At 60.0% G+C, this 18,450-nt stretch carries 19 protein-coding genes; 15 read left to right on the top strand and 4 right to left on the bottom strand.

Annotation, left to right across the window (positions count from 1 at the left end):
* Positions 1-35 precede the first annotated feature (35 nt).
* The gene (locus R6X40_RS04065; RefSeq protein WP_318411147.1) at positions 36-737 is read right to left on the bottom strand and encodes a ferredoxin; all 702 of its coding nucleotides are present in this window, start codon (positions 735-737) and stop codon (positions 36-38) included.
* 107 nt (positions 738-844) lie between these two features.
* Positions 845-2,416 carry a trimethylamine methyltransferase family protein gene (locus R6X40_RS04060; protein WP_318411146.1) on the bottom strand — a complete coding sequence of 524 codons (1,572 nt, stop codon included), beginning with the start codon at positions 2,414-2,416 and terminating at the stop codon, positions 845-847.
* A 396-nt stretch (positions 2,417-2,812) separates the two neighbouring features.
* Between R6X40_RS04060 and R6X40_RS04055 the strand changes: the two genes are divergently transcribed.
* The gene (locus R6X40_RS04055; protein ID WP_318411144.1) at positions 2,813-3,511 is read left to right on the top strand and encodes a B12-binding domain-containing protein; all 699 of its coding nucleotides are present in this window, start codon (positions 2,813-2,815) and stop codon (positions 3,509-3,511) included.
* 77 nt (positions 3,512-3,588) lie between these two features.
* On the opposite strand, the gene R6X40_RS04050 is transcribed toward R6X40_RS04055, so the two are convergent.
* Entirely contained in the window at positions 3,589-3,747 is a 159-nt protein-coding gene (locus R6X40_RS04050) for an entericidin (protein ID WP_318411142.1), read from the bottom strand.
* Between the two features lie 37 nt (positions 3,748-3,784).
* Here R6X40_RS04050 and R6X40_RS04045 point away from each other — a divergent pair, with 37 nt between their 5' ends.
* The 10 genes from R6X40_RS04045 (at position 3,785) to R6X40_RS04000 (ending at position 12,674) form a co-directional block, all read left to right on the top strand.
* On the top strand, positions 3,785-4,405 hold the full coding sequence (locus R6X40_RS04045) for a DUF1638 domain-containing protein (RefSeq protein WP_318411140.1): 621 nt from the start codon (positions 3,785-3,787) through the stop codon (positions 4,403-4,405).
* A gap of 128 nt (positions 4,406-4,533) precedes the next feature.
* Positions 4,534-5,178 carry an exopolysaccharide biosynthesis protein gene (locus R6X40_RS04040; protein ID WP_318411138.1) on the top strand — a complete coding sequence of 215 codons (645 nt, stop codon included), beginning with the start codon at positions 4,534-4,536 and terminating at the stop codon, positions 5,176-5,178.
* Positions 5,179-5,192: 14 nt separating this feature from the next.
* On the top strand, positions 5,193-5,969 hold the full coding sequence (locus R6X40_RS04035; protein ID WP_318411137.1) for a formyl transferase: 777 nt from the start codon (positions 5,193-5,195) through the stop codon (positions 5,967-5,969).
* A gap of 112 nt (positions 5,970-6,081) precedes the next feature.
* A complete protein-coding gene (locus R6X40_RS04030) occupies positions 6,082-6,384 on the top strand; it encodes a virulence factor (RefSeq protein ID WP_318411136.1) in 303 nt (100 codons plus the stop codon).
* Entirely contained in the window at positions 6,377-6,955 is a 579-nt protein-coding gene (locus tag R6X40_RS04025; protein ID WP_318411135.1) for a methylenetetrahydrofolate reductase C-terminal domain-containing protein, read from the top strand. Before R6X40_RS04030 ends, R6X40_RS04025 begins: the two co-directional genes overlap by 8 nt.
* Positions 6,956-6,958: 3 nt before the next feature.
* Complete coding sequence (locus R6X40_RS04020; RefSeq protein ID WP_318411134.1) at positions 6,959-8,053, top strand: methylenetetrahydrofolate reductase; 1,095 nt, start codon at positions 6,959-6,961, stop codon at positions 8,051-8,053.
* Between the two features lie 97 nt (positions 8,054-8,150).
* The gene (locus R6X40_RS04015; protein ID WP_318411133.1) at positions 8,151-9,131 is read left to right on the top strand and encodes a methyltetrahydrofolate cobalamin methyltransferase; all 981 of its coding nucleotides are present in this window, start codon (positions 8,151-8,153) and stop codon (positions 9,129-9,131) included.
* A 19-nt stretch (positions 9,132-9,150) separates the two neighbouring features.
* Positions 9,151-9,492 (top strand): hypothetical protein, encoded by a 342-nt coding sequence (locus R6X40_RS04010; RefSeq protein WP_318411131.1) that lies wholly within the window; start codon positions 9,151-9,153, stop codon positions 9,490-9,492.
* A 55-nt stretch (positions 9,493-9,547) separates the two neighbouring features.
* Positions 9,548-11,548, top strand: coding sequence for an ASKHA domain-containing protein (locus R6X40_RS04005; protein WP_318411323.1), 2,001 nt, complete (start codon positions 9,548-9,550; stop codon positions 11,546-11,548).
* 61 nt (positions 11,549-11,609) lie between these two features.
* Complete coding sequence (locus tag R6X40_RS04000) at positions 11,610-12,674, top strand: DNA topoisomerase IB (RefSeq protein WP_318411129.1); 1,065 nt, start codon at positions 11,610-11,612, stop codon at positions 12,672-12,674.
* Between the two features lie 23 nt (positions 12,675-12,697).
* Here the strand turns inward: R6X40_RS04000 and R6X40_RS03995 are convergent, their stop codons facing one another.
* Positions 12,698-13,582, bottom strand: a complete 885-nt coding sequence (locus R6X40_RS03995) for a LysR substrate-binding domain-containing protein (RefSeq protein WP_318411127.1) — start codon at positions 13,580-13,582, stop codon at positions 12,698-12,700.
* 119 nt (positions 13,583-13,701) lie between these two features.
* On the opposite strand from R6X40_RS03995, the gene R6X40_RS03990 reads away from it, so the two are divergent.
* The 4 genes from R6X40_RS03990 to R6X40_RS03975 all read left to right on the top strand — a co-directional run bounded on the left by R6X40_RS03990 (position 13,702) and on the right by R6X40_RS03975 (position 18,415).
* Positions 13,702-13,947 (top strand): hypothetical protein, encoded by a 246-nt coding sequence (locus R6X40_RS03990; RefSeq protein ID WP_318411126.1) that lies wholly within the window; start codon positions 13,702-13,704, stop codon positions 13,945-13,947.
* Between the two features lie 107 nt (positions 13,948-14,054).
* Complete coding sequence (locus tag R6X40_RS03985; protein WP_318411124.1) at positions 14,055-15,875, top strand: sensor histidine kinase; 1,821 nt, start codon at positions 14,055-14,057, stop codon at positions 15,873-15,875.
* Positions 15,872-17,227 carry a sigma-54 dependent transcriptional regulator gene (locus R6X40_RS03980; RefSeq protein WP_318411122.1) on the top strand — a complete coding sequence of 452 codons (1,356 nt, stop codon included), beginning with the start codon at positions 15,872-15,874 and terminating at the stop codon, positions 17,225-17,227. Before R6X40_RS03985 ends, R6X40_RS03980 begins: the two co-directional genes overlap by 4 nt.
* Before the next feature lie 204 nt (positions 17,228-17,431).
* Positions 17,432-18,415 carry a tripartite tricarboxylate transporter substrate-binding protein gene (locus R6X40_RS03975; protein WP_318411120.1) on the top strand — a complete coding sequence of 328 codons (984 nt, stop codon included), beginning with the start codon at positions 17,432-17,434 and terminating at the stop codon, positions 18,413-18,415.
* The last annotated feature ends 35 nt before the right edge of the window (positions 18,416-18,450 follow it).

Below are 18,450 nucleotides of genomic sequence, written 5' to 3'. Positions count from 1 at the left end.
TGTCGCGCGACAACAGCAAAATGGAGGCAGGCGCTTTATAAATTCAGGGCAGCCATATGAAAATGCAGTTGTTCCACCGTATAGCGATATCCGGTTCCGACCGGACAGGCATTTCGGGCCAGACATCCTGCGGCCATGCAGCCCGCCCGCCCCTCCCTGGTTTTCAGGTGTGCTCGACACGGCATCACCTGAAATCCGGATGACAGCACAGCCTGCGCCGGACAGCTGGACAGGCACGGCTTATCGGGACAGTGGTCGCAGGGATGGCGTTGAATGGAGTTCGTTATTGGTGGCAGAGCCTGCGCGAAACCCAGCGCTCCACGATATCCATGCCAGAGGCCATAGTGTGGATGGATAAGAATGCCGAGCGGCGAAGCCTTCAAGCCCTCCGCCCGCATCGCCCATTGCTGGAACGGCTGCCAAGGGGGATCGGACGGGAAATAGGCCGTGGCGCCAAGATCCTGGGCCACCGGTTCGATCACGGTCTTCGACCACGCATCGAGCGGATTTTCACCGCCGCGGTCAGGCGCGCTGTCACGCCAGTTTTCAAACGCCGGCCAGATTGAACCACCGGCATTTCCCAGCAAAACGACACTGCGCGCCGCCTGCCCGCCGTTCAAGACCGGCGCCGTTTCGCCGTCGGCAAAGCCAACCACACCGCGTAAAAAAACTCCGTGCGGCGCAAGCGCTGCACGGAGTTCACTCAAAACATCGTTGGATGTCACGGGACCGGTCATTTCGGTTTCGGTCCCTGCCTGTCGTAATGTGGGCGCCAGACATCTTTCTGAATGAAATCTGCCACTTGCGCCGCTCCGCCTTGCTCCCTGGCTTGTTCGGGCTCTTTTCAAGTGAAGGCGTCGGGCATCGAATCCTTCTTCTTGGCGATATAGTCGAGAAGGGCTTCGTCGATCGCGGCATCGAGCGGCGGACGCTCATAATGTTCCAGCCAGCTGCGGGCGAGCGCGTTGGCACGCTGCTCGACGCGCTTCTCGCCTTCTATTTCCCATTGTTCGAAGGAATTGTTGTCGGCAAGCGCCGAGCGGTAGAACGCCGTCTGGAAATTGGCCTGGGTATGGGCGCAGCCGAGATAGTGGCTGCCGGGGCCGACTTCACGAATGGCATCGAGCGCCTGCGCGTTTTCGGAAAGATCCACACCTTCGGCCATCTTCTGCATCATGCCGAGCTGATCCTGATCGATCATGAACTTTTCGTAGGACGACACCAGCCCGCCTTCGAGCCAGCCGGCGGCGTGTAGAACGAAGTTGGTACCGGCCAGCAGCGTCATGTTCAGCGTATTGGCCGATTCGTGGGCCGCTTGCGCATCCGGAACCTTCGATCCGCAGAGTGAGCCACCCGTACGGAACGGCAGGCCGAGACGGCGAGCAAGCTGGGCGGCGCCATAAGAAACCAGCGACGGCTCAGGTGTACCGAAAGTCGGAGCACCCGATTGCATCGAGATCGACGCCGCGAACGTACCGAACAGAACCGGCGCACCGGGCCGTATCAGCTGTGTGAATGCAGCACCGGCGAGCACTTCGGCCAGAATCTGCGTCAACGTTCCCGCTACCGTCACCGGGCTCATCGCGCCGGAAAGAATGAACGGCGACACGACACAGGCCTGATTGTGCCGGGCATAGACCTTCAGGGCGCCAACCATGGTCTCGTCGAATACCATCGGCGAGTTGGCGTTGATCAGGTTCAGCGTGACGCAATTGTTTTCGACGAAATCATCGCCGAACACCAGCTTAGCCATGGCGATCGTGTCTTCGGCGCGTTCCGGCGCCGTCACCGAGCCCATGAACGGCTTGTCGGAATATTTGATATGGCTGTAGACCATATCGAGATGGCGTTTATTGACCGGGATATCGACCGGCTCGCAGACGGTGCCGCCTGACGAATGCATCGACGGGGCCATATAGGCGAGCTTCACGAAATTGCGGAAATCCTCGATCGTCGCATAGCGGCGCTGGCCTTCGAGGTCGCGCACGAAGGGAGGTCCGTAAACCGGTGCAAACACCGTCGCCTTGCCGCCGATCTGGACGTTGCGCTCCGGATTGCGGGCATGCCAGGTGAAGGTGGAGGGCGCAGTCTTCAAAAGCTCGCGGCACAGGCCCTTGGGAAAATGCACCCGCTGTCCGCGCACATCGGCTCCGGCCTGCTTCCACAGCGCCAGCGCCTCTTCGTCGTCGCGGAATTCGATGCCGATCTCTTCAAGAATAAGATCAGCATTGGCTTCGATCAGCGCCAGGCCGTCCTCATCGAGAACTTCATACTCGCGGATCTTGCGGGTGATATAGGGAAGCGATGGCGGTGCGCCGCCGCCGGTGCGCGAAGCACGGCGGGCTGCGGCACCCCGGCCCTCGCCGCGGGAACGGCGTCCGCCAGTTTCTTCCGTTTGCTCGGTCACATCTACCATTTCTTTATCCTCTCCCGCGCCTTGTCTGCGCACTTGTCGAGCCTATGCTACCAAGCCGCAGAATCCGAACGGTTCTCAATGCGCCAACGAGTGGCGCAACTCGGACACGATCGGAGCTTGCCGGGCTCTCGTGTTCTATCGGCTGCTTGCTATCAGCGCCTTCACGGCAGTTCAATCGACATTCCGGATAACATATTTTCTTCCGCCGGATGCGGACAATATGTTGTTTTTGTTAGGATCAACCCGGTAGAAATGCTGCCGACACGAGGCCGCCGTCGTTTTTCATCGTATGCGACGTCGCTTTCGAAAAGAGCTTTTGGAACCAACAAAGCTAAGTATAGTAATTGCGTCGGGGAGGTTTGAGCCTGACAGCGCCAGGAACCGAGGAAAACCATCATGGCAGACGACGAAATCATTCTCGAGGATCTTTCCGACGACGAACTCGTGCAGCAGATGCATGACGACCTCTATGACGGCCTGAAGGAAGAAATCGAGGATGCGACCAATATCCTTTTGAAGCGCGGCTGGGTGCCCTATGACGTGCTTACCCAGGCACTGGTCGAAGGGATGCGCATCGTCGGCGTCGATTTCCGCGACGGCATCCTGTTCGTTCCCGAAGTTCTGTTGTCTGCCAACGCCATGAAGGCCGGCATGTTCATCCTGCGCCCGCTGCTCGCCGCCACCGGCGCGCCAAAGCAGGGCAAAGTGGTCATCGGCACCGTCAAGGGCGACATCCACGACATCGGCAAGAATCTGGTCGGCATGATGATGGAAGGCGCCGGCTTCGACGTTGTCGACCTTGGTATCAACAACCCGGTCGAAAACTATCTCGATGCCATCGAGCGCGAAAAGCCGGATATTCTCGGCATGTCCGCCCTTCTGACCACGACCATGCCCTATATGAAAGTCGTGATCGATACGATGAAGGAAAAAGGCATGCGCGACGATTACGTTGTTCTGGTGGGGGGCGCACCGTTGAACGAGGAATTCGGCAGGGCCGTCGGTGCAGACGCCTATTGCCGCGACGCCGCAGTCGCAGTCGAAACCGCCAAGGAATTCATGAAGCGCAAGCACAACCAGCTGGCTGGCGCTTGATCACATCCGTTTGAACACACAAAACCGGCCGCGCTGATGAAAAGTGCGGCCGGTTTTGTTATATTGGGACGAGACGCTTAGTTGGCGGCGCGCTCGACCTTGCGGCCGGCATCCTGTGTCGCATTCACCGTATTGGCCGTATCCTGGCCCATGCCACGAATGGTGTTGCCGCAAGACGCGAGCGTAGTGATCGAGAAGAGCACGAGACCGATGGTGGCGATTGTCTTTGCTGTCATGACGGGGTTCCTTGAGACTGGTGACAGGTGAATGGACGTGGAAGAAAGATCTTCGGCTATGGAACGCATGAAAGCGGAAAAAGTTCACGTCATCGGTTGCGGCGCGATTGCGCGTGAAATCCTTGCCGTTTGCGAGGCCAACAAGCTCGATCATGTCGACTTAACCTGTCTTCCCGCCATCTGGCACAATACCCCCGACAAGATCACGCCCGGCATCAAGATCGCTATCGACAAAGCCCGCGCCGAAGGCTTCGAGCGCATCTTCGTTGCCTATGCGGATTGCGGCACCGGTGGCCTGCTGGACAGGCTCTGCGAAGAAGAAAAGGTCGAGCGCATTGCCGGCCCGCACTGTTTTTCCTTCTTCGCCGGTAATGCCGCTTTTGAAGCCGGATGGGACGACGATTTCACGTCGTTTTTCCTGACGGATTTTCTCGCCCGCCAATTCGAGGCCTTCGTCGTCGAACCGCTCGGCCTCGACCGCCATCCGGAACTGCGCGACATGTATTTTGGCCATTACAAGAAGCTTATCTACCTCTCGCAGGTGGAGGATGAAAAACTGCAGGACAAGGCAAAGGCCGCCGCCAAAACACTGGGGCTCGCCTATGAATATCGTTTCACCGGTTATGGCGATTTAACGCCAGCGCTTCTGCACGCCTGACGGACCCGCTCCGAAACCATTTGTTAGCCTTGCGCCGAATTTTGCCGCGACGGTTGCATTTGATTTAAGTCGTTCGTAACGGCTGCCCGCCACACTCGCCCGAACAAACACAACAAAAGGTGGCGGGGATGACGGACATTTTTGCAACGGACCTATCGTCAAGGACGGCGGCACACAGTCATCACCCGCAGCAACTCTCCCAGCTCCTGCGCAATCTCTCGCTCAACGCCGGCTCGAAAATTACCCTGCGCGAGCTTGCCGTCGCAATGGAAGACCGATCCTTCGGTGCCTTTCTTGTCGTCTTTGCCTTGCCAAACCTCATCCCGCTGCCGCCGGGCGCGACCTTCATCCTTGGCCTGCCGCTGATATTCATTGCCTGGCAGATGTTTGCCTCCCGCCAGTCCCGCATCTGGCTGCCGAAGCGCATGGGCGACTACGCCTTTGACAACACCACATTCTTCGTGTTCGTCAACCGTATCTCGCCCTGGCTGCAACGCGCCGAAACCCTGATCAAGCCGCGCGGCTGGTTTCTCGGCAGCCGGTTTGCCGAGCGGCTGATCGGCCTGCTGGCTCTCATACTCGCGGTGGTGATCTTCCTGCCCATTCCATTCGGCAACTGGCTGCCTGCGTTCGCGCTTGCGGTCATCGGCTTTGCCCATACGGAGCGGGATGGCCTTGGTCTTATCGCCGGTGCTTTGATCGGCATCGTCTCCCTTGCCGTCGCAGGCACTGTCATCCTGGCCGCAGGCGCGCTCCTGACTTTCATCTTTTGAGACAGGCCGCCGGCATGAATTCCCCAGCTAACAATCAGATCCTCGTCGTGACCGCCGGGGGACACAATCCACAGATCCTGATCAATGCGCTGCACGCCCGTTTTGGCCATGTCACCGTTCTGCTCGAACAGCCTGAATCCAAGTCCGTTTTCCTGAAGCGCCGTATCCGCAAACTGGGGCTGGTCACAGCGCTTGGCCAGTTTGCGACTATGGTGGCCTCGAAGTTCGGCAAGCGCTTCACCGAGAAACGCACGGCAGAGATTTTGCGGCAATACGATGTGGATGAACGGGAAAGTCCGGCTATTCCAGTGAGCGCCGTCGAATCGGTCAATACTTCAGCGGCAATCGAACAAATTCGAGCGATAAATCCGGCAGTCGTGTTCCTTGTCAGCTGCCGCATGCTTTCTGCATCGACGCTGTCGGCCATGCCCTGCCCCGTCATCAATTTCCATGCAGGCATAAATCCACAATATCGTGGCCTGATGGGCGGATACTGGGCGCGCGTGGAAAATGACGAGGCTAATTTCGGCGCAACGGTGCACCTGGTCGATGCGGGTGTCGATACCGGCGGCATTCTCTATCAATCGCGCATGACGCCGTCGAAAAACGACACGATGCACACCTATCCGCTGCTGCAGACAGCAGCCTCCACGGAGATTGCGATCCGCGCTGTCGAGGATGCGCTGTCGGGCAATCTCAAGCCTCTGCCGATAAACGGCAATTCCCGCCAATGGTATCATCCGCCGGTCTGGACGTGGCTCTGGAACGGCGTGACACGCGGCATCTGGTAGTTATATCGTCGACATTGGGGACAAGTCGCTTTTGAGCATGACGCGCGTCGTGCCAAGGTGAGCCCTGATGCGCCAAGATGCGCATTGTCGGGCAAGAGGAGAATTCGGGCATATGGCAGATCGCATTATTGTTTACTGGCGCGATATTCCGGCGCAGGTCATCATCAAGCAGGGGCGCAAGACCGCCAAGCGCGAGCTGACCCTGCGCTTTACCGAGGCGATCGATATGTGTGCGATGCGCACGGGCGCTGCCGAGAGCGGCGATTACCTCGCCGATTGGCGCAAGGCCGACCCGACACCGGTCTCAGACGATCTCGAAATGGAGGCCGACAAAGCCGCCGCCGAACTCGAAGCAGCCTATGACAGGGAGCGGCTGGTTGCTCTGGTCAAATCCGGCGGCAAAGACAATGGCTGACGCAAAACCCGGCAACGCTGCGCCTGCCAAGAAGGCCGCCACCGGCGCCTATACGCCATCCGGCGTTTCACCCAATCGCCGCTCGCGCCGCAGCTACACCATCCGCCTCTGGGCCGTGCGCCATTCGCGTTTCCTCGAATGGTTCTACCACCGCTTCGCCGATGTGTTCCTGCTGCTTCATCCGCTCTGGAAGGCAATCGGCTACAGCCGGGTGGAAACGCCGATCACCTTCATAGAGCGCAACGTCAAGGGCCTTCTGTTCGACTGTCGCATGTGCGGCCAGTGCGCTCTGTCATCGACCGGCATGTCCTGCCCGATGAACTGCCCCAAGCAACTGCGCAACGGCCCCTGCGGCGGCGTCCGCACCAACGGCAATTGTGAAGTCGAGCCCGACATGCCCTGTGTCTGGGTCAAGGCCTGGGAGGGCTCGCGTAACATGGTGAAGGGAGATGCGATCCTGAACGTGCAGAAACCCGTCAACCAGTCGCTGCGCGAAACCTCGTCCTGGCTGCGCGTCACCGCGCAGGCCGCCGAAGCACGCGAAGCAGCAGCCGCTGCCAAGGACATCTGAGCCATGGCCCATATCGACGAAAACCCGCTCGGCCGCGATCTTCCTCTCGATCCCCTGCCCGGCCATTCCTCGCTCGGCCGCCTGGAGCGCGTCCTGCGCCGCGGCGAATTTGCGGTCACGGCCGAACTCAACCCGCCCGACAGTGCCAATCCGGAAGACGTTTACGAGCGCGCCGCGATCTTCGAAGGCTGGGTCGACGGGATCAACGCAGTCGATGCCTCCGGCGCCAACTGCCATATGTCCTCGGTCGGCATCTGCGCGCTTTTGACTCGCATGGGCTATGCGCCAATCATGCAGATTGCCTGCCGCGACAAGAACCGCATTGCCATCCAGGGCGATGTGTTGGGGGCTGCGGCCATGGGCGTGGCCAACATCATGTGCCTGACAGGCGACGGCGTGCAGGCCGGCGATCAGCCAGGTGCAAAGCCTGTCTTCGATCTCGACTGCATGTCGCTGCTCGAAACCGTGCGGATCATGCGCGACAACGGCAAATTCCTCTCCGGCCGCAAGCTGACCAGCCCGCCGAAAGTGTTTCTCGGCGCCGCGATCAACCCGTTCGCGCCGCCTTATGATTTCCGCCCTTACCGGCTTGGCAAGAAGATCGAGGCCGGCGCCCAGTTCGTCCAGAGCCAGTACTGCTTCGATATTCCGATGTTCCGCGACTACATGACCAAGGTGCGCGATCTCGGTTTCGATGAAAAATGCTTCATCCTTGTCGGCGTCGGACCGCTGGCCTCTGCCAAAACAGCCAACTGGATCCGCAACAACGTGCCTGGCATTCATATTCCCGACGCGATCATCAAGCGGCTGGAAGGCGCGCAGGACCAGAAGAAGGAAGGCAAGCAGCTCTGCATCGACATCATCAACGAGGTGAAGGAGATCAAGGGCGTTTCCGGCGTGCACGTCATGGCTTACCGGCAGGAAGAATTTGTCGCCGAAATTGTGCACGAATCGGGCGTTCTCAAGGGCCGGACCCCTTGGAAGCGCGAGCAAAATCTCGGTGACAGCATGGTTGCCCAGCGCCTGGAAGAGTTGAAGGACGGCAAGACGGAGCATCAGCAGGAAATGGCGGACGCTGCCGCGCACCATCAGCATTGACGAGACCGTGAACGAACAAGGCCGGTCACGGCCACCTTTTGACAAACCATTCGGCGCCACCCAAGCGGAACGCGCTCACCGACCCTAAGGATCAGATATGACCCGCACCATCGTCGCTTCCGCCACCCGCGAAATCATCATCGGCTTCGACCAGCCTTTCTGCGTCATCGGTGAGCGCATCAACCCGACCGGCCGCAAGAAGCTGGCCGCCGAGATGATCGTCGGCAATTTCGACACCGTCATCAAGGATGCGCTGGAACAAGTGGCTGCAGGCGCCACCATGCTCGACGTCAATGCCGGCGTCACCTCGGTCAACCCGAACGAAACCGAGCCAGCTCTGCTCGTCCGGACGCTCGAAATCGTTCAGGGCCTTGTCGACGTTCCCTTGTCGATCGATAGCTCGGTCACCGCCGCGATCGAGGCAGCCCTCAAGGTTGCAAAGGGCCGTCCGCTGGTCAATTCGGTCACCGGCGAGGAAGAAAAGCTCGAAGCCATCCTGCCGCTCTGCAAGAAATACGATGTTCCGGTGGTTGCCATCTCCAACGACGAGACCGGCATTTCGATGGATCCGGACGTCCGTTTCGCAGTTGCGAAGAAAATTGTCGAACGCGCCATGGACTATGGTATCAAGCCGCACGATATCGTCGTTGACCCGCTGGTCATGCCGATCGGCGCGCTTGGCGATGCCGGCCGGCAGGTTTTTGCGCTTCTCTACCGCCTGCGCAACGAATTGAAGGTCAATACTACCTGCGGCCTGTCGAACATCTCGTTCGGCCTGCCGCATCGCCACGGCATCAATGCCGGCTTCATCCCCATGGTTATCGGTGCGGGCATGACGTCGGCGATCATGAATCCCTGCCGTCCGCAGGAAATGGAAGCCGTTCGCGCGGCCAATGTCCTGAACGGCACCGACCAGAATTGCGGTAGCTGGATCATGAATTACCGCGATCACAATCCGGCAGGTGGCCATGCGGCTCCGGCCGCATCAGCGCCAGGCGCCTCAAGTGGGCGTCGCGGTGGCCGTGCTGGACGCGGCGGCGGCCGGGCAGATGAACCGGCCGAAGCAAAGGCGGAATAACCGCCAGAAAAGAGACATCATGTTTTTCAGTACCGATCTGCTCGACGAATTCGCCAGCCTCTGGTTCCAGGCCCCGATGGTCATCTCCTCGCGAATGCAGGATTTTGCACTCTCGGGGATGAGTGGATCGCCAGGCGGAGCGAGCGAAATCGGCCAGATGATCACCGAAAAACTCTCGGCTGCCACCGAAAGCGCTATGGCCGTCAATATGGCGATGGTGAAAGAAGGCATGATCGCCGCAACGGCACTCGCCACCGGCACCTGCGCCGGCATGGCTGGTGCATCCGACCGTGTCGCCGTGGCGGCGCTGAAACCCTTCGGCAAGCGGGTACGTGCCAATGCACAGCGTTTGAGCAAATAGGAATGAACTGACCGTGTCGGCAGAACAGAACAAAAGCGATCCCCTCGTCCTCTTCATGCCATCGGGCAAGCGTGGCCGCTTTCCTGTGGGCACGCCGGTGCTCGATGCCGCGCGCATGCTCGGCGTCTATGTCGAGAGTGTCTGCGGCGGCCGTGCGACCTGCGGGCGCTGTCAGGTGTCCGTGCAGGAAGGCAATTTCGCCAAGCACAAGATCGTCTCCTCGCTTGACCACATCTCCGCCAAGGGGCCGAAGGAAGAGCGCTACGAGAGTATTCGCGGACTGCCCGACGGCCGCCGCCTTTCCTGTTCGTCGCAGATCCTCGGCGATCTCGTCATCGACGTGCCGCAGGATACGGTCATCAATGCCCAGGTCGTGCGCAAGGCAGCGACCGACCGGGTGATCGAGCGCAATGCTGCTGTGCAGCTCTGCTATGTCGAGGTCGATGAGCCCGACATGCATAAGCCACTCGGCGATCTCGACCGGTTGAAGGTCCTGTTGGAAAAGGATTGGGGCTGGAAGGATCCGCTGATCGCGCCGCACCTGATCCCGCAAATCCAGGGTATCCTGCGCAAGGGCAATTGGGGCGTTACCGCGGCGATCCACCGCGACATGGACAGTTCTCGCCCGTTCATCGTCGGTCTCTGGCCCGGCCTGAAGAACGAGGCCTATGGCATCGCCTGCGATATCGGCTCGACCACCATTGCCATGCATCTCGTCTCTCTGCTGTCCGGCCGCATCGTTGCGTCGTCGGGCACGTCCAATCCGCAGATCCGCTTCGGCGAGGATCTGATGAGCCGTGTCTCCTATGTGATGATGAACCCGGACGGCCGCGAGGCGATGACTAAGGCGGTGCGCGAAGCCATCAACGTGCTGATCGGCAAGGTCTGTGCCGAGGGCGAAGTCGATCGCCACGATATTCTCGACATGGTGTTTGTCGGCAATCCGATCATGCATCACCTGTTCCTCGGCATCGATCCGACAGAACTCGGCCAGGCACCGTTCGCACTCGCCGTTTCCGGCGCGCTGCAATACTGGGCGCACGAGATCGATATCGATGTCAACCGTGGCGCCCGTCTCTACATGCTGCCCTGCATCGCCGGCCACGTCGGCGCGGATGCGGCGGGAGCAACGCTTGCCGAAGGTCCTTACCGGCAAGACAAGATGATGCTGCTGGTCGATGTCGGCACCAACGCCGAAATTGTGCTGGGTAACAAGGATCGCGTCGTCGCAGCCTCTTCGCCCACCGGCCCTGCCTTTGAAGGTGCCGAAATCTCATCGGGCCAGCGCGCAGCTCCCGGCGCGATCGAGCGCGTACGCATCGATCCGCAAACACTGGAACCGAAATTCCGCGTTATCGGCGCCGACAAGTGGTCGGATGAAGAGGGGTTTGCCGAAGCAACTGCGGCCGTCGGCGTCACCGGCATATGCGGCTCGGCTATCATCGAGGTCGTCGCGGAAATGTATCTCTGCGGGATCATTTCGGAGGACGGTGTGGTCGATGGCGGCATGGCGTCAAAGAGCCCGCGCATCCTGCAGAACGGCCGCACTTTCTCCTATCTTCTGCATGACGGCGAACAGCGCATCACCGTGACACAGAACGATGTGCGCGCCATCCAGCTTGCCAAGGCAGCGCTCTACGCTGGTATCAAGCTGCTGATGGAAAAGCTTGGCATCGAGCACGTCGATACGATCCGCTTTGCCGGCGCCTTCGGCTCCTTCATCGATCCGAAATATGCGATGGTTCTCGGCCTCATTCCCGACTGCGACCTGTCCGAGGTCAAGGCTGTCGGAAACGCGGCCGGCACCGGGGCCCTGATGGCGTTGCTAAACCGCGGCCATCGCCGCGAGATCGAGCAAATGGTCAGCAAAATCGAGAAGATAGAGACCGCTCTTGAATCAAAGTTTCAGGAGCATTTCGTCTATGCGATGGCGCTGCCCAACAAGGTCGACACCTTCCCGAAATTGTCGGCAGTCGTCACTTTGCCCGAACGCAAGGTGATGTCCGATGATGGTGGAGACGGCGGCGGCAGGCGCAGACGTCGCAGCCGCGAATAACGGCTTTCGACCAGCGGGAACCAAATGATCCCGGCGGCGTTTTTGCGTCACTGTGGATCAGATGCTCTCGCACAAACCCGACACCTCATCGCGCGACGCCATGCAGAAGGCGGCGGCTGAGCTCGTCTACCTTTCCAATCTCGAGGGTGGCATAAGCCGCAAGCCCGGTAAACGCGCCTTCCTCTACTATGATGCCGATGGCAGGCGGATCGAGGACCGGGCCGAACTGGACCGGATCGCCGCGCTCGCCATTCCACCCGCCTATACCGACGTACTGATATCGGTCGATCCGCATTCGCATCTGCAGGCAACCGGCCGGGATGCACGCGGCCGCAAGCAATATCGCTACCATCCGGAATGGTCGGCGGAGCGCGGCAAAACGAAATTTGCCCAATTTCCGGAATTCGCCGCGCGGCTGCCAAAAATCCGCGAAAGGGTCGATAGCGATCTACGCATGCGCAAGCCGGGAATGGACAAGGCTTTGGCGACGATCGTCTGGCTGCTGGACAATCTCTATATCCGCGTCGGCAATGCGACCTACGCCGAGGAGAACGGCTCCTACGGGCTTACGACGCTGCGCAATCGCCACGTCAAGATCGAAGGCTCCAGCGTTCACTTTAACTTCAAGGGGAAATCCGGCAAGGAATGGCGCCTCAGCCACAACGACCGGCGCATTACCAAATCCATCCGTATGCTGCAGGAACTGCCAGGCCAACAGCTCTTCCAATATCTCGACGAGGACGGCCGACGCCATGCGATCCGCTCGCAGGACGTCAACGCCTATATCCGTGACGCCGCGGGTGCCGATTTCTCTTCGAGGCAGTTCCGCACCTGGGGTGCAACACGCATGGCAGCAACCGCACTCTGCATGATCAAGCCCGGCCCGAGCCAACGGCAGGTGAAACGGCAGATCAACGATGTGGTGGATGCGGTTGCGGCACGGCTGGTTAACACCCGCGCCGTCTGCCGGTCGTCCTATATTCATCCAAAGATTTTTGAGGGGTTTGAGAGCGGCACGCTCGCGAACCTAGCCAAGATGCGGCCAAGCCGCAGCGAGACGTTGACGCGCTGGATGGACCAGGATGAGATCCGGGTACAGCGCTGGCTGAAGAAGGGCGGCATTTAACTGCCGCCGCCCTTGCCTATCGCTTATTGTAATCCGATGAATGCGGTGCGGACATGCTCGGCAACGGCCAGAACCGGCGGCGATGCATTGTCGACGACTTGCAGGCCGATATTGTAATGGCCAAGTTCAGGCAGGCCTTCCGCCTCGCCGAGTGCAACCAGATCGCCCTTGACGAGATAACGCGGCAAAGGCGCAATCGCGAGGTCGGCCTGAATGGCGGCGCGCTGACCCGTCGTGTGGGCACTCAAAAACGCCACACGGAACTTGCGGCCGGACTGCGTCAGCTGCTCCACGGCATCGGCACGCCAGACACAGCCATCTTCCCACATCGAGATCGGTAGCGGTTCGCGCGTGTGGGCCGTCCCGCATTTGGTGCCCGCCCAGACCAGCTTTTCGGAAACGAGGATTTCACCGCCGCCGGTGTTTTCGCCGGCCATGCTGTTGAAGATGGCGATGTCCATGCGGTGCTCGTCGACACGCTTGCGCATAACGCTGCTGTTGCCGATGGTGACATCAACAGTGACGTTTGGATAGGACTCGGAAAAGCGCTTGAGCACTTCCGGCAGGATGCGCTCGCCGATATCTTCCGGTGCGCCCACACGCACGACACCGTTCATGTCCGGCAGAAGGAAGCGCGACACGGCCTCGTTGTTGAGCGCCAGCATGCGCCGCGCAAACCCGAGCAGCACCTCGCCCTTCGGCGTCAGCGACACAGAGCGGGCATCGCGCAGAAACAGGACGCAACCCAGCATCTCTTCAAGCTTCTTGATCTGCATCGAAACGGCCGACGGCGTTCGATAGACGGTCTCGGCCGCCGTGGTGAAATTTCCGGTCTCGGCGATGGCGACGAAGGTTTTCAGGATGTCCAGTTCAAGAAGCGGAAGGACATGCCGCAGCATCATGTTCATGGGAGCCTCACGGATCAGATTTTCTGAATAAGAGCATCACTTCATTTCGTTTGATTGAACCTCAAAGGGGCGCGATAGTCAAGTTGCAAACATCGAAGACGTGATGAAAGGAGCTTCCCATGTCCCTGCAACACGACACCACAAAGGTTGACACAAACGCCGTTCGGCTTAGCGCCGGTGGCTTCACATTCTCCATGCGTCAAGTGTTTACGCCGCTCATCCAGCAATTGAGCGAAAGCCACCAGGTCCGCAAAATCGCTGACACGCGCATGGCAACCCGGCGCGAAATCTCGCATCTGCCCGCCAGTCTACAACAGGATCTGGCTTTTTCCGATGGCACGGTCATCGCTCTGGATCAGCGTTAAGCGAGGACCGCCTGAGAACAGCCCTTGGAAACTCCGGCGCAGGCCTCTAAACTCGCCGCCAGTGGCGCATAGCCGCTGGCTGGAAACGAGGGAGGAGCCTTTAATCCGTGAAAGTTCGCCTGCTTGCCGCATTGTGCGCTGCCCCCCTCCTGCTTTTTGCCGTGGTTTTCCAGGGCGGCACATGGGCGACGCGCAGCTATATGGACGAGGCATCGCTTCAGGCGAACTCGGCCTTGCGTCTGGCGGTGTCGGCGCTGAGTGGACATCTCAGCCGCTATGAACCTCTGCCGGCCCTGATTGCCGATCACGATGACATCAAGGAGCTGATCACCCACCCGGATGATAAGAGCCTGCGCGACGCGGCGAATGTCTATCTGAAGGAAATCAACAGCTTGCTGGAATCGTCAGATATCTACGTCATAACCCTCGACGGAGATACCATTGCCGCCAGCAACTACGATCTGAAGACCAGCTTCGTCGGCCAGAATTTTAGCTACCGCCCATATTTTCAGGATGCTGCCAAGGGCAGGCAATCGCGTTTTTACGCGTTGGGCACAACCTCGTTTGTTCGCGGTTATTTTTTCGCGTCACCGATCCTTGTCAACGGCCGGATTACCGGCGTCATCGTCTTCAAGGTCGACATCAGCTCCATCGAGGCCTCATGGCGCGGCGGCGAGTACAAAATCTTCGTCTCCGACCCGGAAGGCATTGTCTTCATGACCGGCAGCCCGGAATGGCTCTATGCCAGCACCTTGCCGCTAACGAGCGAACGCCTGAAACGGACACAGGTCTCGCGGCGCTACGCCGAGACGGACATCGCACCACTGCCGATCACCCGCAGCATGCTTGGTAATCATGAGTTGATCGCCATGACCACGGCGGAGCGCCGCGAATATCTGGTCCTGTCGCAATATATGCCCGAGGCCGACTGGACCGTGAACGTGCTGATGGACACAGCCTCCGTCCGCGCCCAGGCGCGCACGACCATCATTGCGATCGTGCTGTTTCTGGCCCTTGCCAGCCTGGCACTTGCCATCGTCATGCAACGCCGCGCCCGCCTCGCAGAACGCATGCGCATGCAGCTGGAGGCCCATAATGAGCTGGAACACCGCGTCGAGGAACGCACGGCAGACCTCGCACTGGTCAATGAGCGGATCGAGGAGGAAATCGCCGAGCGGCGCCTGACCGAACAGGAACTGCGCAAGACACAGGCCGACCTGATCCAGGCGGGCAAGCTCGCGGGGCTTGGACAGATGTCGGCGGCCCTTTCCCATGAACTCAACCAGCCGCTGGCCGCCGCCAAGACCTATGCCGATAGTGCTGCAATGCTGATCGATCTCGAACGTGTGCCGGAAGCCCGCGACAATGTCAGGCGCATATCCGGATTGATCGATCGCATGGCCTCGATCAGCCGCCACCTGCGCAATTTTGCCCGCAAGCCGAACGAAAAGCTTGGATCGGTCGAACTCGATGCTGTCATCGCCGATACACTGGAGATCGTTTCTGCCCGCCTGAAGACCGCCGATGCCGATCTGCTGATCGAACTCGGGAGCGATGCCGTTATGGTTCACGCCGGTTTCGTGCGGCTGCAGCAGGTGCTCGTCAATATCATCACCAACGCCGCGGATGCGATCGAAGGCCTTGCCGACCGGCGTATCCATGTCTCGGCGGAACGGCAGAACGAGAAGATCATCCTGACAGTCAGGGATCATGGTGCCGGCGTGCCAGCAGCGATCGCCGACCGGATCTTTGACCCTTTTTACACGACCAAGGGTGTTGGCAAGGGTCTCGGACTTGGTCTGTCGATCTCCTACAACATCATCAAGGATTTCGGCGGCAGCGTGTCCGTTTCCAACCATCCGGATGGCGGTGCCGTCTTCCGTATCGAGCTTGAGGCCGCGACTGCTGCCCGGGAGGCTGCTGAGTGAGTGATGCACGCGTGCTGCTGGTCGACGACGAAGAGGAAATGCGCCACTCCACCGCACAGGCGCTCGGCCTGTTCGGTCTGGATGTCGATACGTTCTCCAGCGCCGAGGATGTGCTGGAACTGATCGGCTACAGCTTTTCCGGCGTCGTCATCAGCGATATCCGCATGTCTGGCATGGATGGCATGACCCTTTTGCAGCGTATCCGCGAGGTCGATGCCGAGATCCCGGTCATCCTCGTCACCGGCCATGCCGACGTGCAACTTGCCGTCAAGGCAATGCGTGAAGGTGTCTATGACTTCCTCGAAAAACCGTTTACCGCCCAGCATCTGGCAGCGATTGCGCGGCGCGCGCTCGACCGGCGCAGTCTGGTTCTGGAAAACCGGCGCCTTCGGGCTGTGGCTGGCAAGCGCGACGATATCGAGGCAAGGCTGCCGGGGCGAACCCAGGCGATGGTCGAGCTGCGCTACCGCCTGCGCGCCATTGGCGCCACCGATGCCGATACGCTGATCATCGGCGAAACCGGCGTCGGCAAGGAAGTCGTTGCCCGTGCGCTACACGATATCAGCGCCCGTGCCGACCGGCCGCTGATTGCCATCAACTGCGCCGCCCTGCCGGAAAATCTGATCGAGAGCGAGCTGTTCGGCCATGAAGCCGGCGCGTTTCCGGGCGCGCTCAGGCCGCGCTACGGCAAGTTCGAACATGGCCGTGGCGGCACTATCCTGCTCGACGAGATCGGCTCCATGCCCTTCGACCTGCAGGCCAAGTTTCTCCGGGTGCTGCAGGAACGGGTGATTACCCGGCTTGGCTCGAACGAGATCGTGCCGCTCGACGTGCGCTTTTTTGCCACCAGCAAGGTCAACCTCGAGGCGGAAGTTGCCGCCGGACGTTTTCGCGCCGATCTGCTCTACCGGCTCAATGTCGCAACGCTGCATGTGCCGTCGCTGGCGCAGCGAAAGGCCGATATCCCGCTTCTCTTCCTGCAGCTGGTACGGGAGGCTGCCGCCCGCTATGTGCGCAACGATATCGACGTGCCCCCGAGCCTGATCACCGAGATCGCCGAACGCGCTTGGCCGGGCAATGTGCGCGAGTTGCGCAACGCCGCCGACCGGCTTGTTCTTGGTCTCGACCTGAACCCGGATGAAGGGCAAGCGCGACCGGAAAAGCAGCGACTAGCGGACAAGGTTGCCGACTATGAGCGTGGCATCATCGCCAGCGCCCTTGCCGCCCATGGCGGTAGTCTGCGCCCGGTCTATGAGCTGCTCGGTATCTCCCGAAAGACGCTCTACGAGAAAATGCAGAAATACGGACTCGATAAAAAGATGTCCGTGGTGGATGACGACTACGTTGTTTGATCACGCAATGGGTGGAAATCCACCCGCGCTTGGCACCGTTTGTTTCCAATTCTACCCATGCTGCGTTGCACCGTCTGCAAAAAACACCAAATGCTCCGCCTGAACGATTGCCGCATGGTCGTCCACCTTTGCAAATACGCCATCCAGAATCGGCGCGGGAGGAGCTGCGCCGGCTGGCAACATATTTCATCCGGGAGGACTTCGATGAAAACCCTGACCGCCATTTTTGGCATGACGGCCCTTGCTGCCGTTTCGCTCATTTCCATTTCCGCACATGCACAGACCTATCCAGACCGTTCGATCACCATGGTCGTTCCTTTTTCGGCCGGTGGCCCGACCGATACAGTTGCCCGTCTGGTTGCTGAATCCATGTCGAAGGATCTCGGCCAGCAGATCGTCGTCGAAAACGTCGGCGGCGCCGGCGGATCGCTGGGTGCCGGCCGCGTCGCGCAGGCGGATCCGGATGGTTACACGGTTCTGCTGCACCATATCGGCATGGCCACCAGCGCCACGCTCTACCGCAAGCTTGCCTATGACACGCTGAATGCCTTCGAATATGTCGGTCTCGTCACCGACGTGCCGATGACGATCGTCGCCCGCAAGGATTTTGAGCCGACCGACCTCAAGGGCCTGATCGACTACGTCAAGGCCAACAAGGACACCGTCACCGTTGCAAACGCCGGCATCGGCGCTGCCTCGCACCTCTGCGGCATGATGTTCATGAGCGCCATCGAAACCCCGCTCGTCACCGTTCCTTACAAGGGCACCGGCCCGGCCATGACCGATCTGCTCGGCGGCCAGGTCGATATCATGTGCGACCAGACCACCAACACCACCAAGCAGATACTCGGCGGCACGATCAAGGCATATGCCGTGACCTCGCCTGCACGCCTGCCGGTCCTGCCAGACGTCCCGACAGCCATCGAAGGCGGTCTCGCTGACTTCCAGGTCGGCATCTGGCACGGTGTCTATGCACCGAAGGGAACGCCTGCAGAAGCAACCGAACGCCTGTCCAAGGCGCTTCAGGTTGCTCTGAAGGACCCGAACGTGGTGGCTCGCTTCGCCGAGCTCGGCACGGTTCCGTCTTCGGAAGCCGAAGCAACGCCTGCGGCTCTGAAGACCAAGCTCGAAAGCGAAATTGCCCGCTGGAAGCCGGTGATCGAATCAGCTGGTCAGTACGCCGACTGATCACACCCGATACGGGTCATATGCCCCTCCGCCTT

Source organism: Rhizobium sp. PL01 (assembly GCF_033447125.1).
In the GTDB taxonomy this organism is placed as follows: domain Bacteria; phylum Pseudomonadota; class Alphaproteobacteria; order Rhizobiales; family Rhizobiaceae; genus Pararhizobium.
This window is presented reverse-complemented; position numbering and strand designations above follow the sequence as displayed.

Coding starts and splice junctions, on each gene's coding strand:
- R6X40_RS04050 (WP_318411142.1), bottom strand. CDS start 3,747: ATGACAGCAAAGACAATCGCCACCATCGGTCTCGTGCTCTTCTCGATC.
- R6X40_RS04040 (WP_318411138.1), top strand. CDS start 4,534: ATGACGGACATTTTTGCAACGGACCTATCGTCAAGGACGGCGGCACAC.
- R6X40_RS03995 (WP_318411127.1), bottom strand. CDS start 13,582: ATGAACATGATGCTGCGGCATGTCCTTCCGCTTCTTGAACTGGACATC.
- R6X40_RS04025 (WP_318411135.1), top strand. CDS start 6,377: ATGGCTGACGCAAAACCCGGCAACGCTGCGCCTGCCAAGAAGGCCGCC.
- R6X40_RS04010 (WP_318411131.1), top strand. CDS start 9,151: ATGTTTTTCAGTACCGATCTGCTCGACGAATTCGCCAGCCTCTGGTTC.
- R6X40_RS04005 (WP_318411323.1), top strand. CDS start 9,548: ATGCCATCGGGCAAGCGTGGCCGCTTTCCTGTGGGCACGCCGGTGCTC.
- R6X40_RS04015 (WP_318411133.1), top strand. CDS start 8,151: ATGACCCGCACCATCGTCGCTTCCGCCACCCGCGAAATCATCATCGGC.
- R6X40_RS04065 (WP_318411147.1), bottom strand. CDS start 737: ATGACCGGTCCCGTGACATCCAACGATGTTTTGAGTGAACTCCGTGCA.
- R6X40_RS03975 (WP_318411120.1), top strand. CDS start 17,432: ATGAAAACCCTGACCGCCATTTTTGGCATGACGGCCCTTGCTGCCGTT.
- R6X40_RS04000 (WP_318411129.1), top strand. CDS start 11,610: ATGCTCTCGCACAAACCCGACACCTCATCGCGCGACGCCATGCAGAAG.
- R6X40_RS04060 (WP_318411146.1), bottom strand. CDS start 2,416: ATGGTAGATGTGACCGAGCAAACGGAAGAAACTGGCGGACGCCGTTCC.
- R6X40_RS04035 (WP_318411137.1), top strand. CDS start 5,193: ATGAATTCCCCAGCTAACAATCAGATCCTCGTCGTGACCGCCGGGGGA.
- R6X40_RS04030 (WP_318411136.1), top strand. CDS start 6,082: ATGGCAGATCGCATTATTGTTTACTGGCGCGATATTCCGGCGCAGGTC.
- R6X40_RS04055 (WP_318411144.1), top strand. CDS start 2,813: ATGGCAGACGACGAAATCATTCTCGAGGATCTTTCCGACGACGAACTC.
- R6X40_RS03990 (WP_318411126.1), top strand. CDS start 13,702: ATGTCCCTGCAACACGACACCACAAAGGTTGACACAAACGCCGTTCGG.
- R6X40_RS04020 (WP_318411134.1), top strand. CDS start 6,959: ATGGCCCATATCGACGAAAACCCGCTCGGCCGCGATCTTCCTCTCGAT.